Origin of the sequence: Pseudomonas sp. ABFPK (assembly GCF_001586765.1) — a bacterium.
Taxonomy (GTDB): Bacteria; Pseudomonadota; Gammaproteobacteria; order Pseudomonadales; family Pseudomonadaceae; genus Aquipseudomonas; species Aquipseudomonas asiatica.
Genome location: NZ_LQXW01000012.1, coordinates 312,328 through 335,321, shown reverse-complemented (window position 1 = coordinate 335,321; position 22,994 = coordinate 312,328). Strand labels below are relative to the sequence as shown.

20 protein-coding genes are annotated in these 22,994 nt (G+C 62.8%); 17 read left to right on the top strand and 3 right to left on the bottom strand.

From position 1 onward, the window contains the following. Window positions 1–174: 174 nt before the first annotated feature. Entirely contained in the window at window positions 175–429 is a 255-nt protein-coding gene (cspD, locus tag WM94_RS10635; RefSeq protein WP_061551153.1) for a cold shock domain-containing protein CspD, read from the top strand. Between the two features lie 73 nt (window positions 430–502). Here cspD and icd read toward each other — a convergent pair whose 3' ends face one another. Beyond that, window positions 503–1,759, bottom strand: coding sequence for an NADP-dependent isocitrate dehydrogenase (gene icd, locus WM94_RS10630; RefSeq protein ID WP_013973292.1), 1,257 nt, complete (start codon window positions 1,757–1,759; stop codon window positions 503–505). Window positions 1,760–2,187: 428 nt separating this feature from the next. On the opposite strand from icd, the gene WM94_RS10625 reads away from it, so the two are divergent. The 12 genes from WM94_RS10625 to WM94_RS10570 all read left to right on the top strand — a co-directional run bounded on the left by WM94_RS10625 (window position 2,188) and on the right by WM94_RS10570 (window position 16,924). Then, window positions 2,188–4,413, top strand: coding sequence for an NADP-dependent isocitrate dehydrogenase (locus tag WM94_RS10625; RefSeq protein ID WP_013973293.1), 2,226 nt, complete (start codon window positions 2,188–2,190; stop codon window positions 4,411–4,413). A gap of 191 nt (window positions 4,414–4,604) precedes the next feature. After that, complete coding sequence (locus tag WM94_RS10620; RefSeq protein WP_023662388.1) at window positions 4,605–5,045, top strand: NUDIX hydrolase; 441 nt, start codon at window positions 4,605–4,607, stop codon at window positions 5,043–5,045. 60 nt (window positions 5,046–5,105) lie between these two features. Further along, complete coding sequence (gene mnmA / locus WM94_RS10615; protein WP_061551152.1) at window positions 5,106–6,230, top strand: tRNA 2-thiouridine(34) synthase MnmA; 1,125 nt, start codon at window positions 5,106–5,108, stop codon at window positions 6,228–6,230. Beyond that, the gene (gene hflD / locus WM94_RS10610; protein ID WP_015270973.1) at window positions 6,227–6,853 is read left to right on the top strand and encodes a high frequency lysogenization protein HflD; all 627 of its coding nucleotides are present in this window, start codon (window positions 6,227–6,229) and stop codon (window positions 6,851–6,853) included. Before mnmA ends, hflD begins: the two co-directional genes overlap by 4 nt. 249 nt (window positions 6,854–7,102) lie before the next feature. Beyond that, window positions 7,103–8,473 carry an adenylosuccinate lyase gene (purB, locus tag WM94_RS10605; protein ID WP_013973297.1) on the top strand — a complete coding sequence of 457 codons (1,371 nt, stop codon included), beginning with the start codon at window positions 7,103–7,105 and terminating at the stop codon, window positions 8,471–8,473. A gap of 81 nt (window positions 8,474–8,554) precedes the next feature. Next, window positions 8,555–9,721 carry a cupin domain-containing protein gene (locus WM94_RS10600; protein ID WP_061551151.1) on the top strand — a complete coding sequence of 389 codons (1,167 nt, stop codon included), beginning with the start codon at window positions 8,555–8,557 and terminating at the stop codon, window positions 9,719–9,721. Further along, window positions 9,714–10,142 carry a GNAT family N-acetyltransferase gene (locus WM94_RS10595; protein WP_003258855.1) on the top strand — a complete coding sequence of 143 codons (429 nt, stop codon included), beginning with the start codon at window positions 9,714–9,716 and terminating at the stop codon, window positions 10,140–10,142. Before WM94_RS10600 ends, WM94_RS10595 begins: the two co-directional genes overlap by 8 nt. Window positions 10,143–10,342: 200 nt before the next feature. Then, on the top strand, window positions 10,343–12,286 hold the full coding sequence (locus WM94_RS10590; RefSeq protein ID WP_061551150.1) for a DNA topoisomerase III: 1,944 nt from the start codon (window positions 10,343–10,345) through the stop codon (window positions 12,284–12,286). A gap of 233 nt (window positions 12,287–12,519) precedes the next feature. Beyond that, on the top strand, window positions 12,520–13,809 hold the full coding sequence (locus WM94_RS10585) for an FAD-binding oxidoreductase (protein WP_061551149.1): 1,290 nt from the start codon (window positions 12,520–12,522) through the stop codon (window positions 13,807–13,809). A 249-nt stretch (window positions 13,810–14,058) separates the two neighbouring features. Further along, a complete protein-coding gene (locus WM94_RS10580; RefSeq protein WP_039613168.1) occupies window positions 14,059–14,889 on the top strand; it encodes an alpha/beta fold hydrolase in 831 nt (276 codons plus the stop codon). A gap of 230 nt (window positions 14,890–15,119) precedes the next feature. Continuing rightward, window positions 15,120–16,016, top strand: a complete 897-nt coding sequence (locus WM94_RS10575) for an RHS repeat-associated core domain-containing protein (protein WP_061551148.1) — start codon at window positions 15,120–15,122, stop codon at window positions 16,014–16,016. A 128-nt stretch (window positions 16,017–16,144) separates the two neighbouring features. Beyond that, entirely contained in the window at window positions 16,145–16,924 is a 780-nt protein-coding gene (locus WM94_RS10570; RefSeq protein WP_039613166.1) for a TSUP family transporter, read from the top strand. A gap of 130 nt (window positions 16,925–17,054) precedes the next feature. On the opposite strand, the gene nudC is transcribed toward WM94_RS10570, so the two are convergent. Then, the gene (nudC, locus tag WM94_RS10565) at window positions 17,055–17,885 is read right to left on the bottom strand and encodes an NAD(+) diphosphatase (RefSeq protein ID WP_061551147.1); all 831 of its coding nucleotides are present in this window, start codon (window positions 17,883–17,885) and stop codon (window positions 17,055–17,057) included. Window positions 17,886–17,921: 36 nt separating this feature from the next. Beyond that, window positions 17,922–18,734 carry a crotonase/enoyl-CoA hydratase family protein gene (locus WM94_RS10560; protein ID WP_013973305.1) on the bottom strand — a complete coding sequence of 271 codons (813 nt, stop codon included), beginning with the start codon at window positions 18,732–18,734 and terminating at the stop codon, window positions 17,922–17,924. 150 nt (window positions 18,735–18,884) lie between these two features. Here WM94_RS10560 and nhaB point away from each other — a divergent pair, with 150 nt between their 5' ends. The 4 genes from nhaB (at window position 18,885) to WM94_RS10540 (ending at window position 22,960) form a co-directional block, all read left to right on the top strand. Beyond that, a complete protein-coding gene (gene nhaB, locus WM94_RS10555; protein ID WP_061551146.1) occupies window positions 18,885–20,387 on the top strand; it encodes a sodium/proton antiporter NhaB in 1,503 nt (500 codons plus the stop codon). A gap of 195 nt (window positions 20,388–20,582) precedes the next feature. Continuing rightward, a complete protein-coding gene (locus WM94_RS10550; protein WP_061551145.1) occupies window positions 20,583–21,197 on the top strand; it encodes a dihydrofolate reductase family protein in 615 nt (204 codons plus the stop codon). Window positions 21,198–21,277: 80 nt separating this feature from the next. Continuing rightward, the gene (locus tag WM94_RS10545) at window positions 21,278–21,823 is read left to right on the top strand and encodes a lipocalin family protein (protein WP_061551144.1); all 546 of its coding nucleotides are present in this window, start codon (window positions 21,278–21,280) and stop codon (window positions 21,821–21,823) included. A 177-nt stretch (window positions 21,824–22,000) separates the two neighbouring features. Continuing rightward, on the top strand, window positions 22,001–22,960 hold the full coding sequence (locus WM94_RS10540) for a ribonuclease Z (RefSeq protein WP_061551143.1): 960 nt from the start codon (window positions 22,001–22,003) through the stop codon (window positions 22,958–22,960). The last annotated feature ends 34 nt before the right edge of the window (window positions 22,961–22,994 follow it).

Sequence of the window (22,994 nt, the reverse complement as noted above, 5' to 3'; positions counted from 1 at the left end):
ACGGCCAGCGCAGGCGCCGGGCGACCTTGACTATCGGCAAAACGGTGTTACAACCAATAAGAACCCACCGTGGTCGATAAAGATCCGCGCAGTCAACCAGATTTTTCGCATGGTTCGTATGCGGATGAGTGGATGATACTCCAGTGATGGAGTCCTTTGCAGAGGGACATAGGGATGGCAAGCGGTAAAGTCAAGTGGTTCAACAATGCCAAGGGCTACGGATTCATCAATGAAGAGGGCAAGGATGAAGACTTGTTCGCTCATTACTCAGCCATCCAGATGGACGGATACAAGACGCTCAAGGCCGGCCAGGCCGTGAGTTTCGACATCGTCCAGGGCCCCAAAGGCTTGCACGCGGTGAATATCAGCAGCGCCACTGCCGCCACGGTCGCCAGGGCTCCGCAAACCAGCAGCACTGCCGACGCCTGAACTGCCGCGCCGCCTGCCGGTACACTTAAAAACCGGCCGCCTCCTGACTGGAAGCGGCCGGTTTTCCGTTGCCTTACATATGCTTGATCATTTCATCGCCAAAGCCTGAACTGCTCACCAGTGTGGCGCCGTCCATCAGGCGCTCGAAGTCATAGGTCACTGTCTTGGCGGCAATCGCGCCGTTGGTACCCTTGATGATCAGGTCTGCCGCCTCGGTCCAGCCCATGTGCCGCAGCATCATCTCCGCCGACAGGATCACCGAACCCGGGTTGACCTTGTCCTGCCCGGCATACTTGGGCGCGGTGCCGTGGGTGGCCTCGAACATGGCCACGGTGTCGGACAGGTTGGCACCCGGCGCAATGCCGATACCACCCACTTCCGCCGCCAGGGCATCGGACAGGTAGTCACCGTTGAGGTTGAGGGTGGCGATCACGTCGTACTCGGCCGGGCGCAGCAGGATCTGCTGCAGCATGGCATCGGCGATGGCGTCCTTGACGATGACCTCGCGCCCACTCTTGGGGTTCTTGAACTTCATCCACGGGCCACCATCGAGCAACTCGGCCCCGAACTCGTCGCGCGCCACTTCATAGCCCCAGTCCTTGAAGGCACCCTCGGTGAACTTCATGATGTTGCCCTTGTGCACCAGGGTCAGCGACTCGCGGTCATTATCCACCACGTACTGCAGGGCCTTGCGCACCAAGCGCTTGGTGCCCTCGCGAGACACCGGCTTGACGCCAATGCCGCAGTCCTGGTCGAAGCGGATCTTGGTAACGCCCATTTCCTCCTTGAGGAACTTGATCACCTTGTTCGCCTCTGGCGAGCCGGCCTTCCACTCGATGCCGGCATAGATGTCCTCGGAGTTCTCACGGAAGATCACCATGTCCACATCGCCTGGCTTCTTCACCGGGCTGGGCACGCCCTGGAACCACAGCACCGGACGCAGGCACACGTACAAGTCCAGTTGCTGGCGCAAGGCCACGTTGAGCGACCGGATGCCACCGCCCACCGGGGTGGTCAGCGGCCCTTTGATCGACACCACGTAATCACGTACGGCATCGAGGGTTTCCTGGGGGAGCCAGGTGTCCTGGTCGTACACCTGGGTGGCTTTCTCGCCAGCGTACACCTCCATCCAGGCGATCTTGCGTTTGCCGCCGTAGGCCTTCTGCACGGCGGCGTCGACCACCTTGATCATTACCGGCGAGACATCGACGCCAATCCCGTCGCCCTCGATATAGGGAATGATCGGGTTGTCAGGAACGTTGAGCGAATGGTCGGCATTGACGGTGATCTTGGTGCCGTCGGTCGGAACCTTGATTTTCTGGTATCCCATGCTTGCACTACTCCGCTGTCGGGTGTGATTGGACATCATTGCGATCCACTGAGCCTAAACCACATCTGCCGACCTGCAAGGCATGCGACAACCCGCCACATTGCCGCTTAGTCTTTGGTCTTATAAATGGCCCGATATCACTTGGCCTTGCTGATTAGCCCGAATGGTTTGGTATACTCCGCCGCGACCGAAGGGTCATCGGGGCGATCCCTTGGAAAAATGCGGACCGCCCTTGGCCATGAATGGACACAAAGCCTGGCCATAAAGCCTGGGTTGTTACCGCAGCTCAGCACTTGACGCTCGACTGATGCATCCACCATCACCGCTCGCAGCCTCTCGACTTTCCGCTCATGGCGCTGCCAGGGCGATGCGCCTACCCTGCGCACCACGAGACTCGAGCACGCTCAGCACACAGAGAGTTAACCCGCATGCCCACCCGTTCCAAGATCATCTATACCTTCACCGACGAAGCCCCCGCCCTCGCCACTTACTCGCTGCTGCCAATCATCGAAGCCTTCACCGCTTCGGCTGACATCGCCGTCGAAACCCGCGACATCTCCCTGGCTGGCCGCATCCTCGCCGCCTTCCCGGAGCAACTGGGCGCAGAGAAGCAAGTAGGCGATCACCTGGCGGAACTGGGCCAGCTGGCTACCACCCCTGAAGCCAACATCATCAAGCTGCCGAACATCAGCGCCTCGGTACCGCAGCTGAAAGCCGCGATCAAGGAACTGCAAGGCAAGGGCTTCAACATCCCTGACTACGCCGACGAGCCGGCCACCGCGGAAGAGAAAGAATCCCGCGCCCGCTACGACCGCATCAAAGGTTCCGCCGTGAACCCGGTCCTGCGCGAAGGCAACTCCGACCGCCGCGCGCCGCTGTCGGTCAAGAACTACGCCCGCAAGCACCCGCACAAGATGGGCGCCTGGGCTGCCGACTCCAAGTCGCACGTTGCCCACATGACCCAGGGCGACTTCTACGGCAGCGAGAAAGCCGCACTGATTGAAGCTGACGACAGCCTGCGCATCGAACTGGTCGGCAAAGACGGCAACACCACCGTACTGAAAGAAAAGACTGCGGTAAAAGCTGCCGAAGTCATCGACTGCGCCACCATGAGCCGCAAGGCCCTGAAAGCCTTCATCGCCGAGCAGATCGCCGATGCCAAGGCTTCCGGCGTGCTGCTGTCGGTACACCTGAAAGCCACCATGATGAAGGTCTCCGACCCGATCATGTTCGGCGTCATCGTCGAAGAGTTCTACAACGACGTGCTGGCCAAGCACGCCGCCGCCCTGGCTGAAGTAGGCTTCAACGCCAACAACGGCATCGGCGACCTGTACGCCCGCATCAAGGACCTGCCAGCCGAGAAGCAGGCCGAGATCGAAGCCGACATCCAGGCCCTGTACGCCCAGCGTCCGGCCCTGGCCATGGTCAACTCCGACAAAGGCATCACCAACCTGCACGTGCCGAGCGATGTCATCGTCGACGCCTCGATGCCGGCCATGATCCGTGACTCGGGCAAGATGTGGAACGCCGCTGGCGAACTGCAGGATGCCAAGGCGATCATCCCGGACCGCTGCTACGCCGGCATCTACCAGGCCACCATCGAAGACTGCAAAGCCAACGGCGCCTTCGACCCGACCACCATGGGCAGCGTACCGAACGTCGGCCTGATGGCACAGAAGGCCGAAGAATACGGCTCCCACGACAAGACCTTCCAGATCAAGGCCGACGGTGTCGTGCGCGTGGTCGACAGCAAAGGCCAGGTCGTTCTCGAGCAGAACGTCGAAGCCGGCGACATCTTCCGCATGTGCCAGGTCAAGGACGCGCCGATCCAGGACTGGGTCAAGCTGGCCGTCAACCGTGCCCGTCTGAGCAACACCCCTGCAGTGTTCTGGCTGGACCCGGCCCGCGCCCACGACGGCGTGATGATCGAGAAGGTGCAGAAGTACCTGAAGGATCACGACACCACCGGCCTGGACATCCGCATCCTGGCACCGGTCGACGCCATCAAGTTCTCCCTGGCCCGCATCCGCGAAGGCAAGGACACCATCTCGGTGACCGGCAACGTGCTGCGTGACTACCTGACCGACCTGTTCCCGATCATGGAACTGGGCACCAGCGCCAAGATGCTGTCGATCGTGCCACTGATGAACGGCGGTGGCCTGTTCGAAACCGGCGCCGGCGGTTCGGCACCGAAGCACGTGCAGCAGCTGGTGGAAGAGAACTTCCTGCGTTGGGACTCGCTGGGTGAATTCCTGGCCCTGGCCGCTTCCCTGGAGCACCTGGGCAACACCTACGACAACCCGCGCGCCAAAGTGCTGGCCAATACCCTGGACCAGGCCACCGGCAAGTTCCTCGACACCAACAAGTCGCCTTCGCGCAAAGTTGGCGGTATCGACAACCGCGGCAGCCACTTCTACCTGACCCTGTACTGGGCCCAGGCCCTGGCTGCGCAGAACGACGACGCTGCCCTGCAGGCACGCTTCGCACCACTGGCCAAGACCCTGACCGAGAACGAGGAGACCATCGTCGCCGAGCTCAACGCCGTCCAGGGCAAGCCGGCCGACATCGGTGGCTACTACGCTCCGGATGCCGAGCTGACTGCCAAGGTGATGCGCCCAAGCCAGACCCTGAACAGCGCTATTGCCGCCCTTTAAGGTTCGCTTGAAGTAACAGCACAAACCCCGGCCACGCACCGGGGTTTGTGCTTTCTGGAAAAACGATTTCTGGCCGCCAGCGCGGACTCTGTAGGAGCGGGTTTACCCGCGAATGCGATGGCGAATCCACTGACGCACTCGCGGGTAAACCCGCTCCCACAAGGGCTGTGCAGGCCTCTAAGGAGCTGTTCATGACCTGGCAACCCCACATCACTGTCGCCACCATCGTCGAACACGAAGGCAAGTTCCTTTTCGTCGAAGAGTTCAAAGCCAACCAGCACGTCTTCAACCAGCCCGCCGGCCACCTCGAACCCAACGAGACCCTGCCCCAGGCCGCCCTGCGCGAAACCCTCGAAGAAACCGCCTGGGAAGTCGAGCTCACCGGCGTGGTCGGCATCTACCTGTACACCGCCCCAAGCAACGGCGTGACCTACCAGCGCGTCTGCTTCGCCGCCCGCCCCGTGCGCCATCACGCCGACCTGGCACTGGACAGCGACATCGTCCGCGCCGTGTGGCTGACCCGCGACGAACTGCTGGCCGACCCCGCCCGCTGGCGCAGCGAACTGGTGCCACGCTGTCTCGACGATTACCTCAAAGGCCCCTTGCACAGCCTCGACCTGCTGCGCGACTGACGCGCCGCCGCAGGTTTGATAGAATTGGCGTTTTTCCCCCTTTGATACACACCGGTACCCATGACCAGCCCAGCACTCAAAGACCCCGCCAAGACCCGCGTCATCGTCGGCATGTCCGGCGGCGTGGACTCTTCCGTCTCCGCCCTTCTGCTCATGGAGCAGGGCTACCAGGTGGAAGGGCTGTTCATGAAGAACTGGGAAGAAGACGACGGCACCGAATACTGCACCGCCCGTGAAGACCTGGCCGACGCCCAGGCCGTGTGCGACCGCATCGGCATAAAGCTGCACACCGCCAACTTCGCCGCCGAATACTGGGACAACGTGTTCGAGCACTTCCTCGAAGAGTACAAGGCAGGCCGCACGCCCAACCCGGACATCCTCTGCAACCGCGAAATCAAGTTCAAGGCGTTCCTCGACTACGCCCTGTCGCTGGGTGCCGACCTGATCGCCACCGGCCACTACGTGCGCCGCCGCGACACCGGTGAACTCACCGAGCTGCTCAAGGGCCTGGACCCGAACAAGGACCAGAGCTACTTCCTGCACGCCGTCGGCGGCAAGGAAATCGCACGTACCCTGTTCCCGGTTGGCGAACTGGAAAAGCCCGAAGTACGCGCCATTGCCGAAAAGCACGGCCTGGCCACCGCCAAGAAAAAGGATTCCACCGGCATCTGCTTCATCGGCGAGCGTCGCTTCAGCGACTTCCTCAAGCAATACCTGCCGGCCCAGCCGGGCAACATCGAGACCACCGACGGTGAAGTGATCGGCCGCCACCACGGCCTGATGTACCACACCATCGGCCAGCGCCAGGGCCTGGGCATTGGCGGCCTGAAGGACGCCGGTGACGAGCCGTGGTACGTGCTGCACAAGGACCTGGCCCGCAACGTGCTGGTGGTCGGCCAGGGCAATGAACACCCGTGGTTGTTCTCCCGCGCCCTGCTCGCTTCGGAAATTTTCTGGGTCAACCCGGTCGACCTCGGCAACCCGCGCCAGCTCACCGCCAAGGTGCGTTACCGCCAAAGCGACCAGCAGTGCACCCTGGAGCTGACCGAAAGCGGCTACCGCGCAGTGTTCGACGAACCGCAACGCGCCGTCACCCCGGGCCAGTCGGTGGTGTTCTACGACGGCGAAGTGTGCCTGGGCGGCGGCGTGATCGAAGCCGCCGAGCCGTGGAGCCCGCGCGCATGAGCAACCTGCAGGAGCAGCTGATTGCGTTGGGCGGTGTGTTCCAGGCCGCCGTACTGGTCGACCGCATCGCCCGCACCGGCCAGGCCAGCGAGGCCAACATCGGCTGCATGCTGGGCAGCCTGCTGGTACGTGACCCCAAGGACACCCTGGAGGTGTTCGGCGGTGACGACCTGAACCTGCGCGACGGCTATCGCGCGCTGGTCGGTGCGCTGGAGCGCGACCCCAGCAGCCTGCAGCGCGAGCCACTGCGCTACGCCCTGTCGATGCTGGGCCTTGAACGCCAGTTGAACAAGCGCGGCGACCTGCTCGACACCATCGGCAACCGCCTGCCGCAAATCCAGTCCCAGGCCGAGCATTTTGGCCTGGTTCATGAAAACGTCATCGCTTCCAGCGGAGCCTTGTACCAGGACACCCTGAGCACCTTGCGCCAGCGCATCCAGGTGCATGGCGACATGCGCTTCCTGCAGCAGGCCAGCAATGCCTCGAAAATCCGCGCCCTGTTGCTGGCCGGCATCCGCGCCGCACGCCTGTGGCGCCAGCTGGGCGGGCACCGCTGGCAGCTGGTATTCAGCCGGCGCAAGCTGTTGAACGAACTGTACGACATGATGCGTTCGCCCTCCTGAAAAAGCGACGCCGAACCCAATGTAGGAGCAGCCTTGTGCTGCGAATGGGCAGCGCAGCGGCCCCAGGATTTGGGCTCTTGCACAGATTGCCAGGGCTGCTGCGCAGCCCATTCGCAGCACAAGGCTGCTCCTACACAGAGCCTGTGACATATTTTTATAGGCCCGACCTTTGGTCAGCCACCCGACCTGAGCGCATTTTTCATGTATGATATGCGCCCTTCCAAAAGCCTGACTGTCCGAGAACACCCCATGCAGCTCTCTTCGCTCACTGCGGTTTCCCCTGTAGACGGCCGTTATGCCGGCAAAACCCAGGCCTTGCGCCCCATTTTCAGCGAATTCGGCCTGATCCGTTTCCGCGCCCTGGTCGAAGTGCGCTGGCTGCAGCGCCTGGCCGCCCACCCGCAGATCGGCGAAGTGCCGGCGTTCTCCGCCGAAGCCAACGCCCTGCTGGACAGCCTGGCCACCGACTTCAAGCTCGAGCACGCCGAACGCGTCAAGGAAATCGAGCGCACCACCAACCACGACGTCAAGGCGATCGAATACCTCCTCAAGGAGCAGGCCGCCAAGCTGCCTGAGCTGGCCAAGGTCAGCGAGTTCATCCACTTCGCCTGCACCAGCGAGGACATCAACAACCTGTCCCACGCCCTGATGCTGCGCGCTGGCCGTGACGAAGTGTTGCTGCCGCTGATGCGCCAGATCGCCGACGCCATCCGCGCCCTGGCCCACGCCCACGCCGACGTGCCGATGCTGTCGCGCACCCACGGCCAGCCGGCTTCGCCGACCACCCTGGGCAAGGAACTGGCCAACGTCGTGTACCGCCTGGAGCGCCAGATCGCCCAGGTTGCCGCCGTACCGCTGCTGGGCAAGATCAACGGTGCCGTGGGCAACTACAACGCCCACCTGTCGGCCTACTCGCAGATCGACTGGGAGCAGAACGCCCGCGCCTTCATCGAAGACGAGCTGGGCCTGCAGTTCAACCCGTACACCACCCAGATCGAGCCGCACGATTACATCGCCGAGCTGTTCGACGCCATCGCCCGCTTCAACACCATCCTGATCGACTTCGACCGCGATGTGTGGGGCTACATCTCGCTGGGCTACTTCAAGCAGAAGACCGTTGCCGGTGAAATCGGCTCGTCGACCATGCCGCACAAGGTCAACCCGATCGACTTCGAAAACTCCGAAGGCAACCTGGGTATCGCCAACGCGCTGTTCCAGCACCTGGCCAGCAAGCTGCCGATCTCGCGCTGGCAGCGTGACCTGACCGACTCTACGGTGCTGCGCAACCTGGGCGTGGGCTTTGCCCACAGCGTCATCGCCTACGAAGCCAGCCTGAAAGGCATCGGCAAGCTGGAAGTCAACGAAGCCCGCATTGCCGCCGACCTGGACGCCTGCTGGGAAGTGCTGGCCGAGCCGATCCAGACCGTGATGCGCCGCTTCAACATCGAGAACCCCTACGAGAAGCTCAAGGAGCTGACCCGTGGCAAGGGCATCACCCCGGAAGCGCTGCTGACCTTCATCGACGGCCTGGACATGCCAGCCGAAGCCAAGGCCGAGCTCAAGCAGCTGACCCCTGCTACCTACATCGGCAACGCGGCAGCACAGGCCAAACGCATCTAAGCTGACCGTCGCGTTCAACGCCCGGCCTGGCCGGGCGTTTTTATTCCCGGACGAAAATTACATTTTTTCAATAGGTTGAACATGAATCCTGATACTCCACTGCAGCTGCTCGGCGGCATCTCGGCCCGCGAATTCATGCGCGACTACTGGCAGAAGAAGCCACTGCTGGTGCGCCAGGCATTCCCGGACTTCATCAGCCCGATCGACCCCGACGAGCTGGCCGGCCTGACCCTGGAAGAGGAAGTAGAGTCGCGTATCGTGCTCGAGCATGGCGCGCACCCGTGGGAACTGCGCCGCGGCCCGTTCACCGAAGACACCTTCGCCGAGCTGTCGGAAAAGGACTGGACCCTGCTGGTGCAGGCCGTGGACCAGTTCGTCCCGGAAGTAGCCGAACTGCTGGAAAACTTCCGCTTCCTGCCCAGCTGGCGCATCGATGACGTGATGATCAGCTTCGCTGCCCCTGGTGGCAGTGTCGGCCCGCACTTTGACAACTACGACGTGTTCCTGCTGCAGGGCCACGGCCAGCGCAACTGGAAAATCGGCCAGATGTGCAGCAGCGACAGCTCGCTGCTGGAGCACGCCGACCTGCGCATCCTCGCCGATTTCGAGCAGAGCGATGAGTGGACCCTGGAGCCGGGCGACATGCTCTACCTGCCACCACGCCTGGCCCACTACGGCGTGGCCGTGGATGACTGCTTGACCTACTCGGTAGGCTTCCGCGCGCCAAGCGCCGCCGAAGTGCTGACCCACTTCACCGATTTCCTCGGCCAGTTCCTGCCCGATGAAGAACGCTACAGCGACGCCGACGCCCAGCCGGTCAGTGACCCGCACCAGATCCAGCACGACGCCCTCGACCGCCTCAAGGCGCTGCTCGACAAGCACATGGGCGACAAGGACCTGCTGCTGACCTGGTTCGGCCAGTTCATGACCGAGCCGCGCTACCCCGAGCAGATCGTCGGTGAAGAGCTGTCCGAGGAAGAGCTGATCGATGCCCTGGAACAAGGCGCCATCCTGATCCGCAACCCGAGCGCGCGCCTGGCCTGGTCGGAGTTCGAACAAGACCTGCTGCTGTTCGCCAGCGGCCGCAGCTGCCCACTGCCGGGCAAACTGCGCGAGCTGCTGAAGCTGGTTTGCGCGGCCGACGCCCTGCACATCGACAACCTGGGCGAATGGCTGCAGGATGAAGATGGCCTTATGCTGGTACAGCAGCTGGTCAAACAAGGAAGCCTGGGATTCGCCAATGAATAAGATTCGTGTGCGCCTCGCCGACTGGCACAAGGACAACGCCGACATCCGCCGCATCCGCGAAGCGGTGTTCATTGCCGAACAGCACGTTCCACCAGAACTGGAGTGGGATTCGGATGACCCGACCGCCGCGCACTTCCTGGCCCTGGAAGGCGACTACCCGATCGGCACAGCGCGCCTGCTGCCTGACGGCACCATCGGCCGGGTCTCGGTGCTGAAGGACTGGCGCGGGCTGAAGGTGGGTGACGCGCTGATGAACGCGGTGATTGTCGAAGCACAGAACCGCGACCTGAAGCAGCAGATGCTCAGTGCCCAGGTGCACGCCACGCCGTTCTACGAGCGGCTGGGCTTTCGCGTAGTCAGCGAAGAGTTCCTCGAAGCCGGCATCCCGCACGTGGACATGGTGCGCGACTCGCGCGCCTGATCCACGACCTTCGCACAGGCCCCCCACAAATTCTGAAGATTGTGGGGAGCCTGTGGGAGCGGGTTCACCCGCGAAGAGGCCGGCACAGCCAAGACATCCCCTCTGACAAAAAACCTGTACATCCATCCAGATAAAACTTGCCTCCGCGCCTTCGCTTGCGCATCCTATCGCCCATCACCCCCGATGAAGCGTCCCCGGCCATGCGCCTGTTCCTCTGCGAAAAACCCTCCCAGGCAAAAGACATCGCCAAAGTGCTCGGCGCCAACCGCAAGGGCGATGGCTGCTGGCAAGGCACCGACGTCTGCGTGACCTGGTGCATCGGCCACCTGCTGGAAACCGCCCCGCCCGACAGCTACGACGAACGCTACAAGCGCTGGAACCTGGCCGACCTGCCGATCATCCCGGAAAAGTGGAAAATGCTGGTCAAGCCCAAGACCGCCAGCCAGTTCAAGGCAGTCAAGCGCCTGCTCGGCGAAGCACGCGAACTGGTGATCGCCACCGACGCCGACCGCGAAGGCGAAATGATCGCCCGCGAACTGGTCGAGCATTGCCGCTACCGCGGCCCGGTGCAGCGCCTGTGGCTGTCGGCACTGGACGATGCCTCCATTCGCAAGGCCCTGGCGCGGCTGCTGCCGGGCCACGAAACCTTCAACCTGTACCACTCGGCGCTGGGCCGTTCGCGCGCAGACTGGCTGATCGGCATGAACATGAGCCGGCTGTTCACCCTGCTGGGCCGCCAGTCGGGGTATCAGGGCGTGCTGCCGGTGGGCCGGGTGCAAACGCCCACCTTGCGCCTGGTGGTCGACCGCGACCGCAGCATCGCCGACTTTGTGCCGGTACCGTTCTGGGCCATCGACGTGCAGCTCGAACACGCAGGCTTTGGCTTCAACGCCCAGTGGCGCGCCCCCGAGGACGCCTGCGACGACCAGGGCCGCTGCCTGAACCAGGCCCTGGCGCAGCAGGCTGCCGCCGACATCGGCAATGCGGGTAGTGCCCGGGCCGTGAAGGTTACCACCGAACGCGTGCGTGAAGCGGCACCCCTGCCCTTCGACCTTGGCACCCTGCAGGAGCTGTGCTCGAAAAAGTTCGGCCTCGGCGCCCAGGAAACCCTCGACATCGCCCAGGCCCTGTACGAAACCCACAAGCTGATCACCTACCCGCGCAGCGACTGCGGCTACCTGCCGCAAAGCCAGCACGCCGAAGCGCCAGCCATCCTCGCCGCCCTGCAACGTTCCGATGCCAGCCTTGCGCCGCTGCAGCCCTACCTGGAGCCGCAACGCCGCTCACGGGCGTGGAACGACGCCAAGGTCAGCGCCCACCACGGCATCATCCCCACTGCCGCCGCCAGCGACCCGTCGCGCCTGCCGGCCAAGCACAAGGCGGTGTACACCCTGATCCGCGCCCGCTACCTGGCGCAGTTCCTGCCCAACCATGAGTACGACCGCACCCAGGCCGACTTCGACTGCGCCGGCCATGCCCTGCGTGCCGTAGGCAAGCAGATTGTCGAACCCGGCTGGCGCCGTGCGCTGCCCGAGGCGCTGACCCCGGCCAAGGGCCGCGAAGCACCACCGGCCCAGGTGTTGCCGGCGCTGCGCGAAGGCCAGGACTGCACGGTGCAGGGCCTGCAATTGAAAGACCTGTGGACCCAGCCGCCCAAGCCGTTTACCGAAGGCGACCTGATCAAGGCAATGAAGAACGTGGCCAAGCTGGTGGACGACCCGCGGCTGAAGCAGAAGCTCAAGGAAACCACCGGTATCGGCACCGAAGCCACCCGCGCCAGCATCATCCAGGGCCTGCTTGACCGCGGCTACCTGGTGAAGAACGGCAAGGCGCTATCCGCCACCCCTGCGGCCTTCAGCCTGATCGACGCCGTACCTCGCGCCATTGCCGACCCTGGTACCACAGCTATCTGGGAGCAGGCGCTGGACATGGTGCAGAGTGGCGAGATGACGCTGGAAGAGTTCGTCGCCCGGCAGTCGGCATGGATGGGCAAGCTGGTCGAACGGTGCAGCGGCATGCGCATGACCATCAGCGGGCCGGCAGCCGGGGCTGCGCCGCCGTGGAAGAAAAAGCGTCGGGGTGGCGGGAAAGGCAAAGCGGCCGCAGGCAAGCCAAGACAGCCTCGAAAAAAGGCGACAACCTGAAGATTTTGCACTCTCAGGTCAGGCCCCTTCGCGGGTAAACCCGCTCCCACAGTTACAGCGCCGACCTCGAGACCGTTGATGACTCTGTGGGAGCGGGTGTACCCGCGAAAGGGCCAGGACAGGAAAACAACAACCCGAGGTAAGCCACAAACCCGGCCAATGCATTGGCGCCATGAAATTTACCTGCTAAGTTTTCATGAAAATAAACACAAGAATTTTCATGAGACTCCTGCATGTTCAAACAATCCGCCCAGCACGTCGCCAGCTACTACGCCCAGACCTACCCCGCCAGCATTCCCCTGCACCCTACCCTGCAAGGCAGCCACGACACCGAGGTCCTGATCATCGGCGCCGGCTTCAGCGGTCTGCACACCGCCTTGCGCCTGACCCAGGCCGGCAAGCGTGTAACGCTGCTGGAAGCCAGCCGCGTGGCCTGGGCCGCGTCCGGCCGCAACGGCGGCCAGGCACTGCTCGGCTGGTCGTGCGACATGCCGCCGCTGGAAAAGGCCTTGGGCACCGAACGCACCCAACGCCTGTGGGCCAGCATGTGCTGGGCCGCCGATGAAATGCGCGAACTGCCCGAGCGCCACGGCTTCGACATCGACTACCGGCTGGGCAGCCTGTGGACCGCCGTACTGCCGCGCCGGGTAAAGATGCTGGAAGAAGCCCTGCATGAGGCCGAACACAAATGGGGCTACGACGCCCTGCGCCTGATCGGCCGCGACGAGCTGCCTCAATGGATCGACAGCCCGCGCTACCAGGCCGCGCTATACGACGCCAAAGGCGCCCATCTCAACCCGCTCAAGCTGGCTCAGGGGCTGGCCAGCACCATCGAGGCGGCTGGCGGGCGGATCTACGAACAGAGCCAGGTGCTCAACTACCAGAAAGCCGGCGACGGCTATGTGGCCCGTACCGACCGCGGCGAAGTACGCTGCCACGTGCTGGTGCTGGCCTGCAACGCCTACATCGACCGCCTCGACCGCAACCTGTCGCGCCGCCTATTGCCGGTTGGCTCCTATCAGGTAGCCACCGCACCGCTGGATGCCGACTTCGCCCAGTCGCTACTGCCGCGCAACAGTTGCGTGATCGACAACCAGTTCGTGCCCGACTATTTCCGCCTCACCCCGGACCATCGCCTGCTGTTCGGCGGCGGCTGCACCTATCTGGGCGGTATTCCCAAGGACGTCGCAAGCGCCACCCGCCCCTACCTGGAGCGGGTGTTCCCGCAGCTGGCCGGGGTGGCCATCGACTATGCCTGGGGCGGCCATATCGACTGCAGCATCCAGCGCACCCCGGATGTCGGTCGCGAGGGCCAGCGCTACTGGCTGCAGGGGTTCTCGGGCCATGGCGTGCTACCTACACTGGCGGCGGCGCGGGCGGTAAGCGATGCCATTCTTGGCGACGACGACCTGCTGGCGCTGTACCAAGGCATCGACAACGGCCGCTTCCCCGGCGGCGACCTGCTGGCAGCACCGCTGGAAGCTGCAGCCAAGGCCTGGTACCGGATGCGCGACCGCGTCTGATCGGTTGACGCCCCTTCCTTGTGGGAGGGGCCTTGTGTCGCGAAAGGGCCGCAAAGCGGCCCCAAGAAATTCAGTACTGACACACAAATTGCTGGGGCTGCTTTGCAGCCCTTTCGCGACACAAGGCCGCTCCCACAAAGGGCTGCGTAGGTCTGAAGCTCCGGTGCAAAATCACAAATTCCAGTACCAGGCAAAATACCTCCTATTCTCAATAGCTCCCTTCGCTTCCTGTACACAGGAGACCCGACCATGAGCTATGTAACTACAAAGGACGGCGTGCAGATCTTCTACAAGGACTGGGGCCCGCGCGATGCACCGGTTATCCACTTCCATCACGGCTGGCCGCTCAGCGCCGACGACTGGGATGCCCAGTTGCTGTTCTTCCTCGCCCATGGTTACCGCGTGGTCGCCCACGACCGCCGCGGCCATGGCCGCTCCAGTCAGGTATGGGACGGCCACGACATGGACCATTACGCCGACGATGTGGCGGCGGTCGTCGCTCACCTGGGCATCCAGGGCGCCGTGCATGTCGGCCACTCGACCGGTGGCGGTGAAGTGGTGCGCTACATGGCCCGGCACCCTGAAGACAAGGTGGCCAAGGCCGTGCTGATCGCCGCCGTACCGCCACTGATGGTGCAGACCCCCGGTAATCCCGGCGGCTTGCCCAAATCAGTGTTCGACGGCTTCCAGGCCCAGGTCGCCAGCAACCGCGCGCAGTTCTACCGGGATGTGCCAGCCGGGCCGTTCTACGGCTACAACCGCCCTGGTGTAGAAGCGAGTGAGGGCATCATTGGTAACTGGTGGCGCCAGGGCATGATCGGCAGCGCCAAGGCCCATTACGATGGCATCGTGGCATTTTCCCAGACCGATTTTACCGAGGACCTGAAGGGCATCCAGCAACCTGTGCTGGTGATGCACGGCGATGATGACCAGATCGTGCCGTATGAGAACTCCGGAGTGCTGTCGGCGAAGCTGCTGCCCAATGGCGCGTTGAAGACTTACAAAGGCTACCCGCATGGCATGCCGACCACCCATGCCGATGTGATCAATGCGGATTTGCTGGCGTTCATACGTAGCTGATGTAGTCGCCTGCACCGGCCTCTTCGCGGGCACGCCCGCTCCCACAGGTACTGCATAGGTCTTGAGATATACATATAACCTGTGGGAGCGGGCGAGCCCGCGAAAGGGCCGGCACTGTCAACATACTTATTTCATGAGTGTATGCAACTGGCAAAACTGCCAGTTGCGCGCCTGTCTATTTTGCATGAAGGTAATTTAAATTCAGTACTTCTCGCACCAGCAGGCTGACCATGGCACAGAACTGGAAGCAGCGTTTATTCTACAAGAATGGCCAACTGTCTTTGGAGATCGGCAGCGATCGTTCCGTCACAGTCTTTTCAATCTCAAACCTTTCTCTAGCGCAACGCTCGACAGAGACACTACTACTGGCGGCAGACTCTCAGAGTTCCATAATCAACCGTTCTCATCGCGAAGGCATTCACAACCTGGCCTACACCGCTTACGGATACAGCTCCACAGCTCATATGATGGGCTTCACCGGACAACGCTCCGATAGCGTCACAAACTGCTACCTCCTTGGCAACGGCTATCGTGCCTTTAGTACTAGGCTGGCGCGATTTTACTCAGCGGACAGCTTCAGCCCGTTTAAGAAACACACACATAACGCCTACGCCTATTGCTTGGGAGACCCCGTGAACCATCACGACCCTTCAGGGCATATGTTACGTCGCGCCAGGACAATGTGGAATAACGTAAAGGATAAGTTTGTAAAACCCAGAATCCATTACATCAATAAAGCAAGGGAAGCAATTACCGAGAATCCGAATCTCGAAAAGTATTCCGCTGTCATTGATGACGAGAACGTAACCATAAAAACCCTCAAGGCGATTTACAAGCTTCCGAAGGGTGATGCCATGCTCAGCGATCTCAAGGATACAGCAGTCCGCAACTGGCGCTTAAAGCATGGCAACATTGAAGGCCCCATCACTCATGACTTTAACTACGAAAAATACCTGTACATGGACGAGCAGCTTAATTACATAGCCCTAGAGGCAAAAATCCTTGAGTACAGAACCCTACTGAGCAACTTGGCGTCACATGAACCCACTACAATGAATTCGAGCAGTCAGTTGTCACCTGAGGCATCACGCCCTACAACTGCCAGATCAGCGATACGTGGTACCTAGATACCCCTGCAGGGTTGGTTTGAAACAAGTAAGCGGCCGGAAACACTGTCAGCCTTAGGGACGTGGGATTATCATGCCCGTTTATTTCTCCATTAGCCGCAAACCGACCCTCCAGCCTGAAGCCTCCCATGCCCTTCGAACTCACCGTAGAACCCCTCACCCTGCTGATCCTGGCCCTGGTCGCCTTCGTCGCCGGTTTCATCGATGCCATCGCCGGCGGTGGCGGCTTGCTCACCACCCCCGCGCTACTCACCGCGGGCATGCCGCCGCACCTGGTACTGGGCACCAACAAGCTCAGCTCTACCTTCGGCTCGGCCACCGCCAGCTTCACCTACTACAGGCGCAAACTGTTCCACCCGGCGCAGTGGCGCCCGGCATTGTTCGCCACTTTGGTCGGCGCTTTGCTCGGTGCAGTGATCGCCCACTACATGCCGGCCGAATGGCTGAACAAAATGCTGCCGGTAATCGTCTTCGCCTGTGGCGTCTATCTGCTGTTCGGTGGCACGCCCAAGGCGCCGCTCGATGCCGATGCACCCATCAAGAAGAAGTGGCAAATGCCGCAAGGCTTCACCCTGGGCTTCTATGACGGCGTGGCCGGCCCGGGCACCGGGGCGTTCTGGACGGTCAGCACCCTGCTGCTCTACCCCATCGACCTGGTCCGTGCCAGCGGCGTGGCGCGCAGCATGAATTTCGTCAGCAACATCGCAGCGCTGACGGTGTTCATCATTTCCGGGCAGGTGGACTACATCGTCGGCCTGTGCATGGGCCTGTCGGTGATGGTTGGCGCCTTCTTCGGCGCACGCACGGCGATCAGTGGCGGCAGCAAGTTCATCCGCCCAGTGTTCATCACCGTGGTGCTGGCACTGACCGTGCGCCTAGCGTGGCAGCACTGGTTCGGCCAAGCCTGATGGGCTGTGATACCCCTGCTTTCCCGCCCTATCTGCGCGAGAAATGTCCTCCGCCGTCGTTGCAGGACTTGGCAATGGAATGACCATTGCCTGCGCCCTGCGCCTAGTCGGAGAACATTTCTCACTTCAGCTAGGACGGGAAAGCAGGGATATCACAGCCCAGCCGCCGTGCAACATACAGGTCGATCAGATACCGGGCGATGGACCGCCCGGCCGGCAGCGGCGGCAGGTCGTGAACGCTGAACCACTTGGCGTCCTCGATCTCGTCCGGCTGCATGACGATCTCGCCGCCAGCGTATTCGGCGTGAAAGCCCAGCATCATCGAGTGGGGGAACGGCCAGCACTGGCTGCCGATGTACTGGATGTTCTGCACCTCCACCGCCACTTCTTCACGCACTTCGCGCACCAGGCAGTCCTCGGCCGACTCGCCCGGCTCGGCAAAGCCTGCCAGTGTGCTGTACACCCCGGTGACGAAGCGTGGCGAACGCGCCAGCAGGATTTCGTCGCCACGGGTCACCAGCACGATCATGCTTGGCGAAATGCGTGGGTAGCTGCGCAGGTCGCACGGCTGGCAGTACATTGCCCGTTCCCAGCGAATTTGCGTCATCGCCTGGCCACAGCTGCCGCAGAATCGGTGCTCGCGGGCCCAGGTGCCGATCTGCGCGGCATAGCCCAGCACTTTGTAGGTGTCGAAATCACCCTCGAGCATGAATGCACGCAGGCCGCGCCAGGCGCAGCCGGGCACCTCGGTAGCGCTGCGCAGCTCCAGCAGGAACACCGGCTGGCCGTCGAAGTGGCCGATGCCATGCTCGCACAGTACGTCGAGGTCCTGGCGCTTGAGCCAGTCGCGAGGGAACAGCGCGCCGTTGTCGTCCACCAGGAACCCTTCCGGGCTGCGGGCCACGGCCAGCCCCCCGGTGATCTGCGGGTCGAGTACTGCGGTAGTCCAGCGTGCTGACATGTCGGGGGTTCCCTTACTTCGCGTCCCCCGGCCTGATCAGTCGGCGAACGTCGGTTTCTGTTTGCTCATGTGCGCCGCCACCGCCACGCGCAGGTCTTCGGACTGCAGCATCGCGGCGTTCCAGGTGGCGATGTACTCCAGGCCATCATCGATGCGATGGTCACGCATGTAGCTGAGCATTTCCTTGGTGCCGGCCACGGCGATCGGCGATTTTGCGGCAATCTCGCCAGCGATGGCAAAGACCCCGTCCATCAGCGCGGCCTGATCATCATAAACCCGGTTGACCAGGCCGATGCGCAGCGCCTCTTCTGCCTCGACATTGCGCCCGGTGAAAGCCAGCTCACGCATCATGCCGTCACCGATGATACGAGGCAAACGTTGCAGTGTGCCGACATCGGCGGCCATGCCCATGTCGATTTCCTTGATCGAGAACTGCGCGTCGCTGCTGCAGTAGCGCATGTCGCAAGCCGAGATGAGGTCGATGGCGCCGCCAATGCAGTAACCCTGCACCGCGGCCAGTACCGGCTTGCGGCATTTGTCCACGGCATTGAACGACGCCTGCAGGCGCAAGATGGTGCTGCGCAGGAAGCGCGCGTTACGCCCCACGTCCTTGCCCATCTGCCCGGCCAGCGAAGCCAGCATCATCAGGTCGATACCGGCGGAAAAATGCTTGCCGGCACCGCTGATCACTACCGCTCGCACTGCATCGGTGTCGTCGACCCACTGGAAGATGTCGATGATCTCCTCCCAGAAGGCAGCGTTCATCGCATTGCGCTTGTCCGGGCGGTTGATCTGAACGTGGGCGATGCTGTTGGTCAGTTCGACCTTGAACGCGCTGTACTCGGTCACGGGCGGCACTCCTGCGGATAAAGGGTTCATGGCACGGATGTTAACCCAGCCCGATGACCGCACTTGTGCCAAAAACGGGACTTTACGCCTTGCCTAAGAGGCGCTGATCCGGCACCGTGCGCCATCGCCGAATCATAAGGATACAAATTCATGTCGCGCTCCCTGACCGGCGCCCTCGCCCACAGCTTTCTGGGCCAGTCGCCGCTTTGGTACAAGGCAGTCATCTGCCTGTTCCTGGTGCTCAACCCACTGCTGCTGGTGACCGTCGGCCCGGTCGCTGTTGGCTGGGCACTGGTGCTCGAATTCATCTTCACCCTGGGCATGGCCCTGAAGTGCTATCCGCTCATGCCTGGCGGCCTGCTGTTGGTCGAAGCCCTGCTGTTGCAGATGACTACCCCGCAAGCCCTGTACGAAGAGCTGCAGCACAACTTCCCGGTGATCCTGCTGCTGATGTTCATGGTCGCGGGCATCCACTTCATGAAGGAACTGCTGCTGTTCCTGTTCTCGCGCATCCTGCTGGGGGTGCGTTCGAAGGCGATCCTGGCGTTGCTGTTCTGCGTGCTGTCGGCATTCCTCTCGGCGTTTCTCGATGCGCTGACCGTGACCGCCGTGATCATCAGCGCCGCGGTCGGTTTCTATGCGGTGTACCACCGCGTTGCCTCCGGGGCCAACCCGCGCGAAGACAGTGCGCTGGACAGCGACCAGCAGGTCGCACAGTTGCACCGTGAAGACCTCGACCAGTTCCGCGCCTTCCTGCGCAGCCTGCTGATGCATGGCGCGGTGGGTACCGCCCTGGGCGGGGTATGCACGCTGGTGGGCGAGCCGCAGAACCTGCTGATCGGCCACGAAATGGGCTGGCACTTTGCCGATTTCTTCCTGAAGGTGGCACCGGTGTCACTGCCGGTGCTGGGCGCCGGCCTGCTGACCTGCGTGCTGCTGGAGAAGCTGCGCCTGTTCGGCTACGGCACGTTGATGCCCGAGCCGGTGCGTCAGGTACTGGCCGCCTACGCCGCCGAGGACGATGCTGCACGCACCACTGCCCAGCGCATCGCACTGTGGGTGCAAGGGTTCGCCGCACTGATCCTGATCGTCTGCCTGGGGCTGCACGTTGCCGAGGTCGGCCTGATCGGCCTGATGGTGATCGTGCTGATCACGGCATTCACCGGCATTACCGACGAACACCGCCTGGGCCGTGCCTTCCAGGACGCCATGCCGTTCACCGCTTTGCTGGTGGTGTTCTTCGCCGTGGTGGCAGTGATTCATCAGCAGCAACTGTTCAGCCCGTTGATTGCCTGGGTGCTGGCGCTGCCGGCGGAGCAGCAACCGGGCATGCTGTACCTGGCCAACGGCCTGCTGTCGGCGATCAGCGACAACGTGTTCGTTGCCACCATCTACATCACCGAGGTGAAGCAGGCGTTCCTCAATGGCAACATGAGCCGTGAGCATTTCGAGACGCTGGCGGTGGCGATCAACACCGGCACCAACCTGCCGAGCGTGGCGACGCCGAATGGGCAGGCGGCGTTCCTGTTCCTGCTGACTTCGGCGATTGCGCCGCTGATCCGGCTGTCGTATGGGCGAATGGTGTGGATGGCCTTGCCCTATACCGTAGTGATGGGTGGGCTGGGGTGGTGGGCGGTGACCTACTGGCTTTGAGGTAGCCTGCATCGGCCTCTTCGCAGCACAAGGCTGCTCCTACAGGCACTGCACCGCTTTCTGGAGCTGTGGTGATCCTGTGGGAGCGGGCATGCCCGCGAAAGGGCCGGCACAGGTTTGCGTTGTCGATTCTGTCCGCCGCCATTCGACTATCCCATGCCCCCAGCCACCCCGGCTGCACACAGGAGAGTCCCCATGCGCAAACTCATCGTAGCCGCCTTCATCAGCCTCGACGGTGTCATGCAGGCCCCCGGTGGTCCGCAGGAAGACACCAGCGGCGGCTTCACCTACGGCGGCTGGATCGTACCTTACGCCGAGGAAGTCTTCGGCCAAGCCATGCAAGCCCTGTTCAGCCAGCCCTTCGAGCTGCTGTTGGGCCGGCGCACCTACGACATCTTCGCCGGCTACTGGCCAAAGGTAAAAGGCAGCTCGGAAGACTTCTCCATCGCCAACCTGTTCAACAGCGTGCCCAAGCACGTGGCCACCCACACCCCCGCAACCCTCGACTGGCACAACAGCCATGCACTGGGCGCAGACATCACCGCAGCGGTCCACGCGCTGAAACAACAGGACGGCGCCAACCTGCTGACCCAGGGCAGCAGCGAGCTGGTGCAGCAACTGCTGGCGGCGGGCCTGGTCGATGAACTGCAACTGCTGATCCACCCGTTGCTGCTCGGCCACGGCAAGCGCCTGTTCGGCGACGATGCGGCAGCGGCGGCCTTCACACTGCAGCATTCGCAGGTTTCGCCCACGGGCGTGCTCATCGCCCGTTACGTGCGTGCAGGCGAAGTGCAGACCGGTTCGTTCTGAAAGGCATAATCCTGTACAACTTTTGCCTCTCGCTCGCATCGAAACCCAAGTAAGCCCCGTCCGTATCAAGGAGGTTCACCATGGCGCTACGCACCACGTTGCTGCTTTCCTGCATGACCTTGGCCCTGCTCGGCTGCGCCGGCAACGATCACCCGGCACCGCCGCGTACCCAGCAGGTCGACCTGCAACGTTACCAGGGCACCTGGTACGAACTCGCCCGGCTGCCGATGTTCTTCCAGCGCAACTGCGTGCAGTCCGAGGCGCAGTATGGCCTGCGAGAGGATGGTCGCCTCGACGTGACCAACCGCTGCCAGGAAAAGGACGGCCAGTGGAACCAGGCCAAGGGCATCGCCGAAGCCCAGCAACCGGGCAGCACCGACAAGCTCTGGGTGCGCTTCGACAACTGGTTCAGCCGCCTCGCGCCCGGCCTTACCAAGGGCGAGTACTGGGTGCTGTACCACGACCAGGACTACCGCGTAGCCTTGGTCGGCCACCCGAACCGAGAATACCTGTGGCTGCTTTCACGCACGCCTGCAGTCACGGACCAGATGCGCGATCAACTGCTGATGATCGCCCGTGAGCAAGGCTATGACACCAGCAAGCTCATCTGGCGGCAGGCCGAGTAGGCAAGACCTGGCGGGCCATCGACGACATGCGGTAATCCGGCTAAGGTGTGCGCCCTTACTACCTCGAAGGAACGAGCCCGTTGAGTACCACGCCGCCACCAGCACCTTGCATCCGCCCGACACCCATCGGCCCGCTGGTGGAGACGTTACTGCTGGGCTGAAACAAGGAGCCAGACCATGGATTTGCTGTTCCTGGGCACCTCCGCCGGCGTGCCGACCAAGGCACGCAATGTGAGCGGTACCGCAGTGATCGAGGCCAGTGGCAGCCACTGGTACCTGGTCGACTGTGGCGAAGGCACCCAGCACCGGCTGCTGCATACGCCGCTGTCGATCCGCGACTTGCGCGCCATCTTCATCACCCACGTGCACGGCGACCATTGCTTCGGTCTGCCGGGCCTGCTGGCCAGCGCCGGCATGAGCGGGCGCACCCAGCCGCTGGACCTTGTCCTGCCCGCCGCCCTGCACGACTGGGTGCGCCAGGGGCTGGTGGCCAGCGATACCTTCCTGCCGTTCGAACTGCGCCTGCTGGCCGTGGAAGAGCTGGTGGAATGGCGCAGTGACGCCCTGGAAGTGACCAGCGTGCAGTTGTCGCACCGGGTGCCGAGCGTCGGCTTCGTGTTCACCGAGCTCAACCCCGAACCGCGACTGAACATCCCGCGCCTGGAAGCCGAAGGTATCCCCCGCGGCCCGCTGTGGGGCGAGCTGGCCAAGGGTTTGACGGTGCAGCATGGCGGGCGGCGGCTGCACGGCAAGGATTACCTGCGCCCTTCGCGCCCGCCGCGGCGGGTGATCGTGTGCGGCGACAACGACAACCCCGAGCTGTTGGCCGACGCCGCCCGGGGCGCGGACGTGCTGGTGCACGAGGCCACGTTCACCCAGGCGGTGGTCGAGCGCACGGGGGTCACCTTCGGCCACAGCACCGCAGCTGCGGTGGCGCGCTTTGCCGAAACTGCGGGCGTGCGCAATTTGGTGCTGACGCATTTCAGCGCCCGCTACCAGCACGACCCACGGCGCAGCCCGAGCATCGACGATGTGCGCGACGAAGCCCTCGCCCACTACAGCGGGCAGCTTACCCTGGCGCAGGACCTGCAGCGCTATCACATCGGGCGCGATGGCTGTCTTGAGCCCGCGGGATGAATTGTGGAGATTCGCAGGTGCTCGCCACAACCCG

Bases quoted from the DNA above. Each gene is read 5' to 3' on its own strand.
- WM94_RS10575 (WP_061551148.1), top strand. From the start codon at position 15,120: ATGGCACAGAACTGGAAGCAGCGTTTATTCTACAAGAATGGCCAACTG.
- WM94_RS10545 (WP_061551144.1), top strand. From the start codon at position 21,278: ATGGCGCTACGCACCACGTTGCTGCTTTCCTGCATGACCTTGGCCCTG.
- purB (WP_013973297.1), top strand. From the start codon at position 7,103: ATGCAGCTCTCTTCGCTCACTGCGGTTTCCCCTGTAGACGGCCGTTAT.
- nudC (WP_061551147.1), bottom strand. From the start codon at position 17,885: ATGTCAGCACGCTGGACTACCGCAGTACTCGACCCGCAGATCACCGGG.
- hflD (WP_015270973.1), top strand. From the start codon at position 6,227: ATGAGCAACCTGCAGGAGCAGCTGATTGCGTTGGGCGGTGTGTTCCAG.
- WM94_RS10585 (WP_061551149.1), top strand. From the start codon at position 12,520: ATGTTCAAACAATCCGCCCAGCACGTCGCCAGCTACTACGCCCAGACC.
- WM94_RS10550 (WP_061551145.1), top strand. From the start codon at position 20,583: ATGCGCAAACTCATCGTAGCCGCCTTCATCAGCCTCGACGGTGTCATG.
- WM94_RS10580 (WP_039613168.1), top strand. From the start codon at position 14,059: ATGAGCTATGTAACTACAAAGGACGGCGTGCAGATCTTCTACAAGGAC.
- WM94_RS10540 (WP_061551143.1), top strand. From the start codon at position 22,001: ATGGATTTGCTGTTCCTGGGCACCTCCGCCGGCGTGCCGACCAAGGCA.
- cspD (WP_061551153.1), top strand. From the start codon at position 175: ATGGCAAGCGGTAAAGTCAAGTGGTTCAACAATGCCAAGGGCTACGGA.
- nhaB (WP_061551146.1), top strand. From the start codon at position 18,885: ATGTCGCGCTCCCTGACCGGCGCCCTCGCCCACAGCTTTCTGGGCCAG.
- WM94_RS10625 (WP_013973293.1), top strand. From the start codon at position 2,188: ATGCCCACCCGTTCCAAGATCATCTATACCTTCACCGACGAAGCCCCC.
- WM94_RS10595 (WP_003258855.1), top strand. From the start codon at position 9,714: ATGAATAAGATTCGTGTGCGCCTCGCCGACTGGCACAAGGACAACGCC.
- WM94_RS10570 (WP_039613166.1), top strand. From the start codon at position 16,145: ATGCCCTTCGAACTCACCGTAGAACCCCTCACCCTGCTGATCCTGGCC.
- WM94_RS10590 (WP_061551150.1), top strand. From the start codon at position 10,343: ATGCGCCTGTTCCTCTGCGAAAAACCCTCCCAGGCAAAAGACATCGCC.
- icd (WP_013973292.1), bottom strand. From the start codon at position 1,759: ATGGGATACCAGAAAATCAAGGTTCCGACCGACGGCACCAAGATCACC.
- WM94_RS10600 (WP_061551151.1), top strand. From the start codon at position 8,555: ATGAATCCTGATACTCCACTGCAGCTGCTCGGCGGCATCTCGGCCCGC.
- WM94_RS10620 (WP_023662388.1), top strand. From the start codon at position 4,605: ATGACCTGGCAACCCCACATCACTGTCGCCACCATCGTCGAACACGAA.
- mnmA (WP_061551152.1), top strand. From the start codon at position 5,106: ATGACCAGCCCAGCACTCAAAGACCCCGCCAAGACCCGCGTCATCGTC.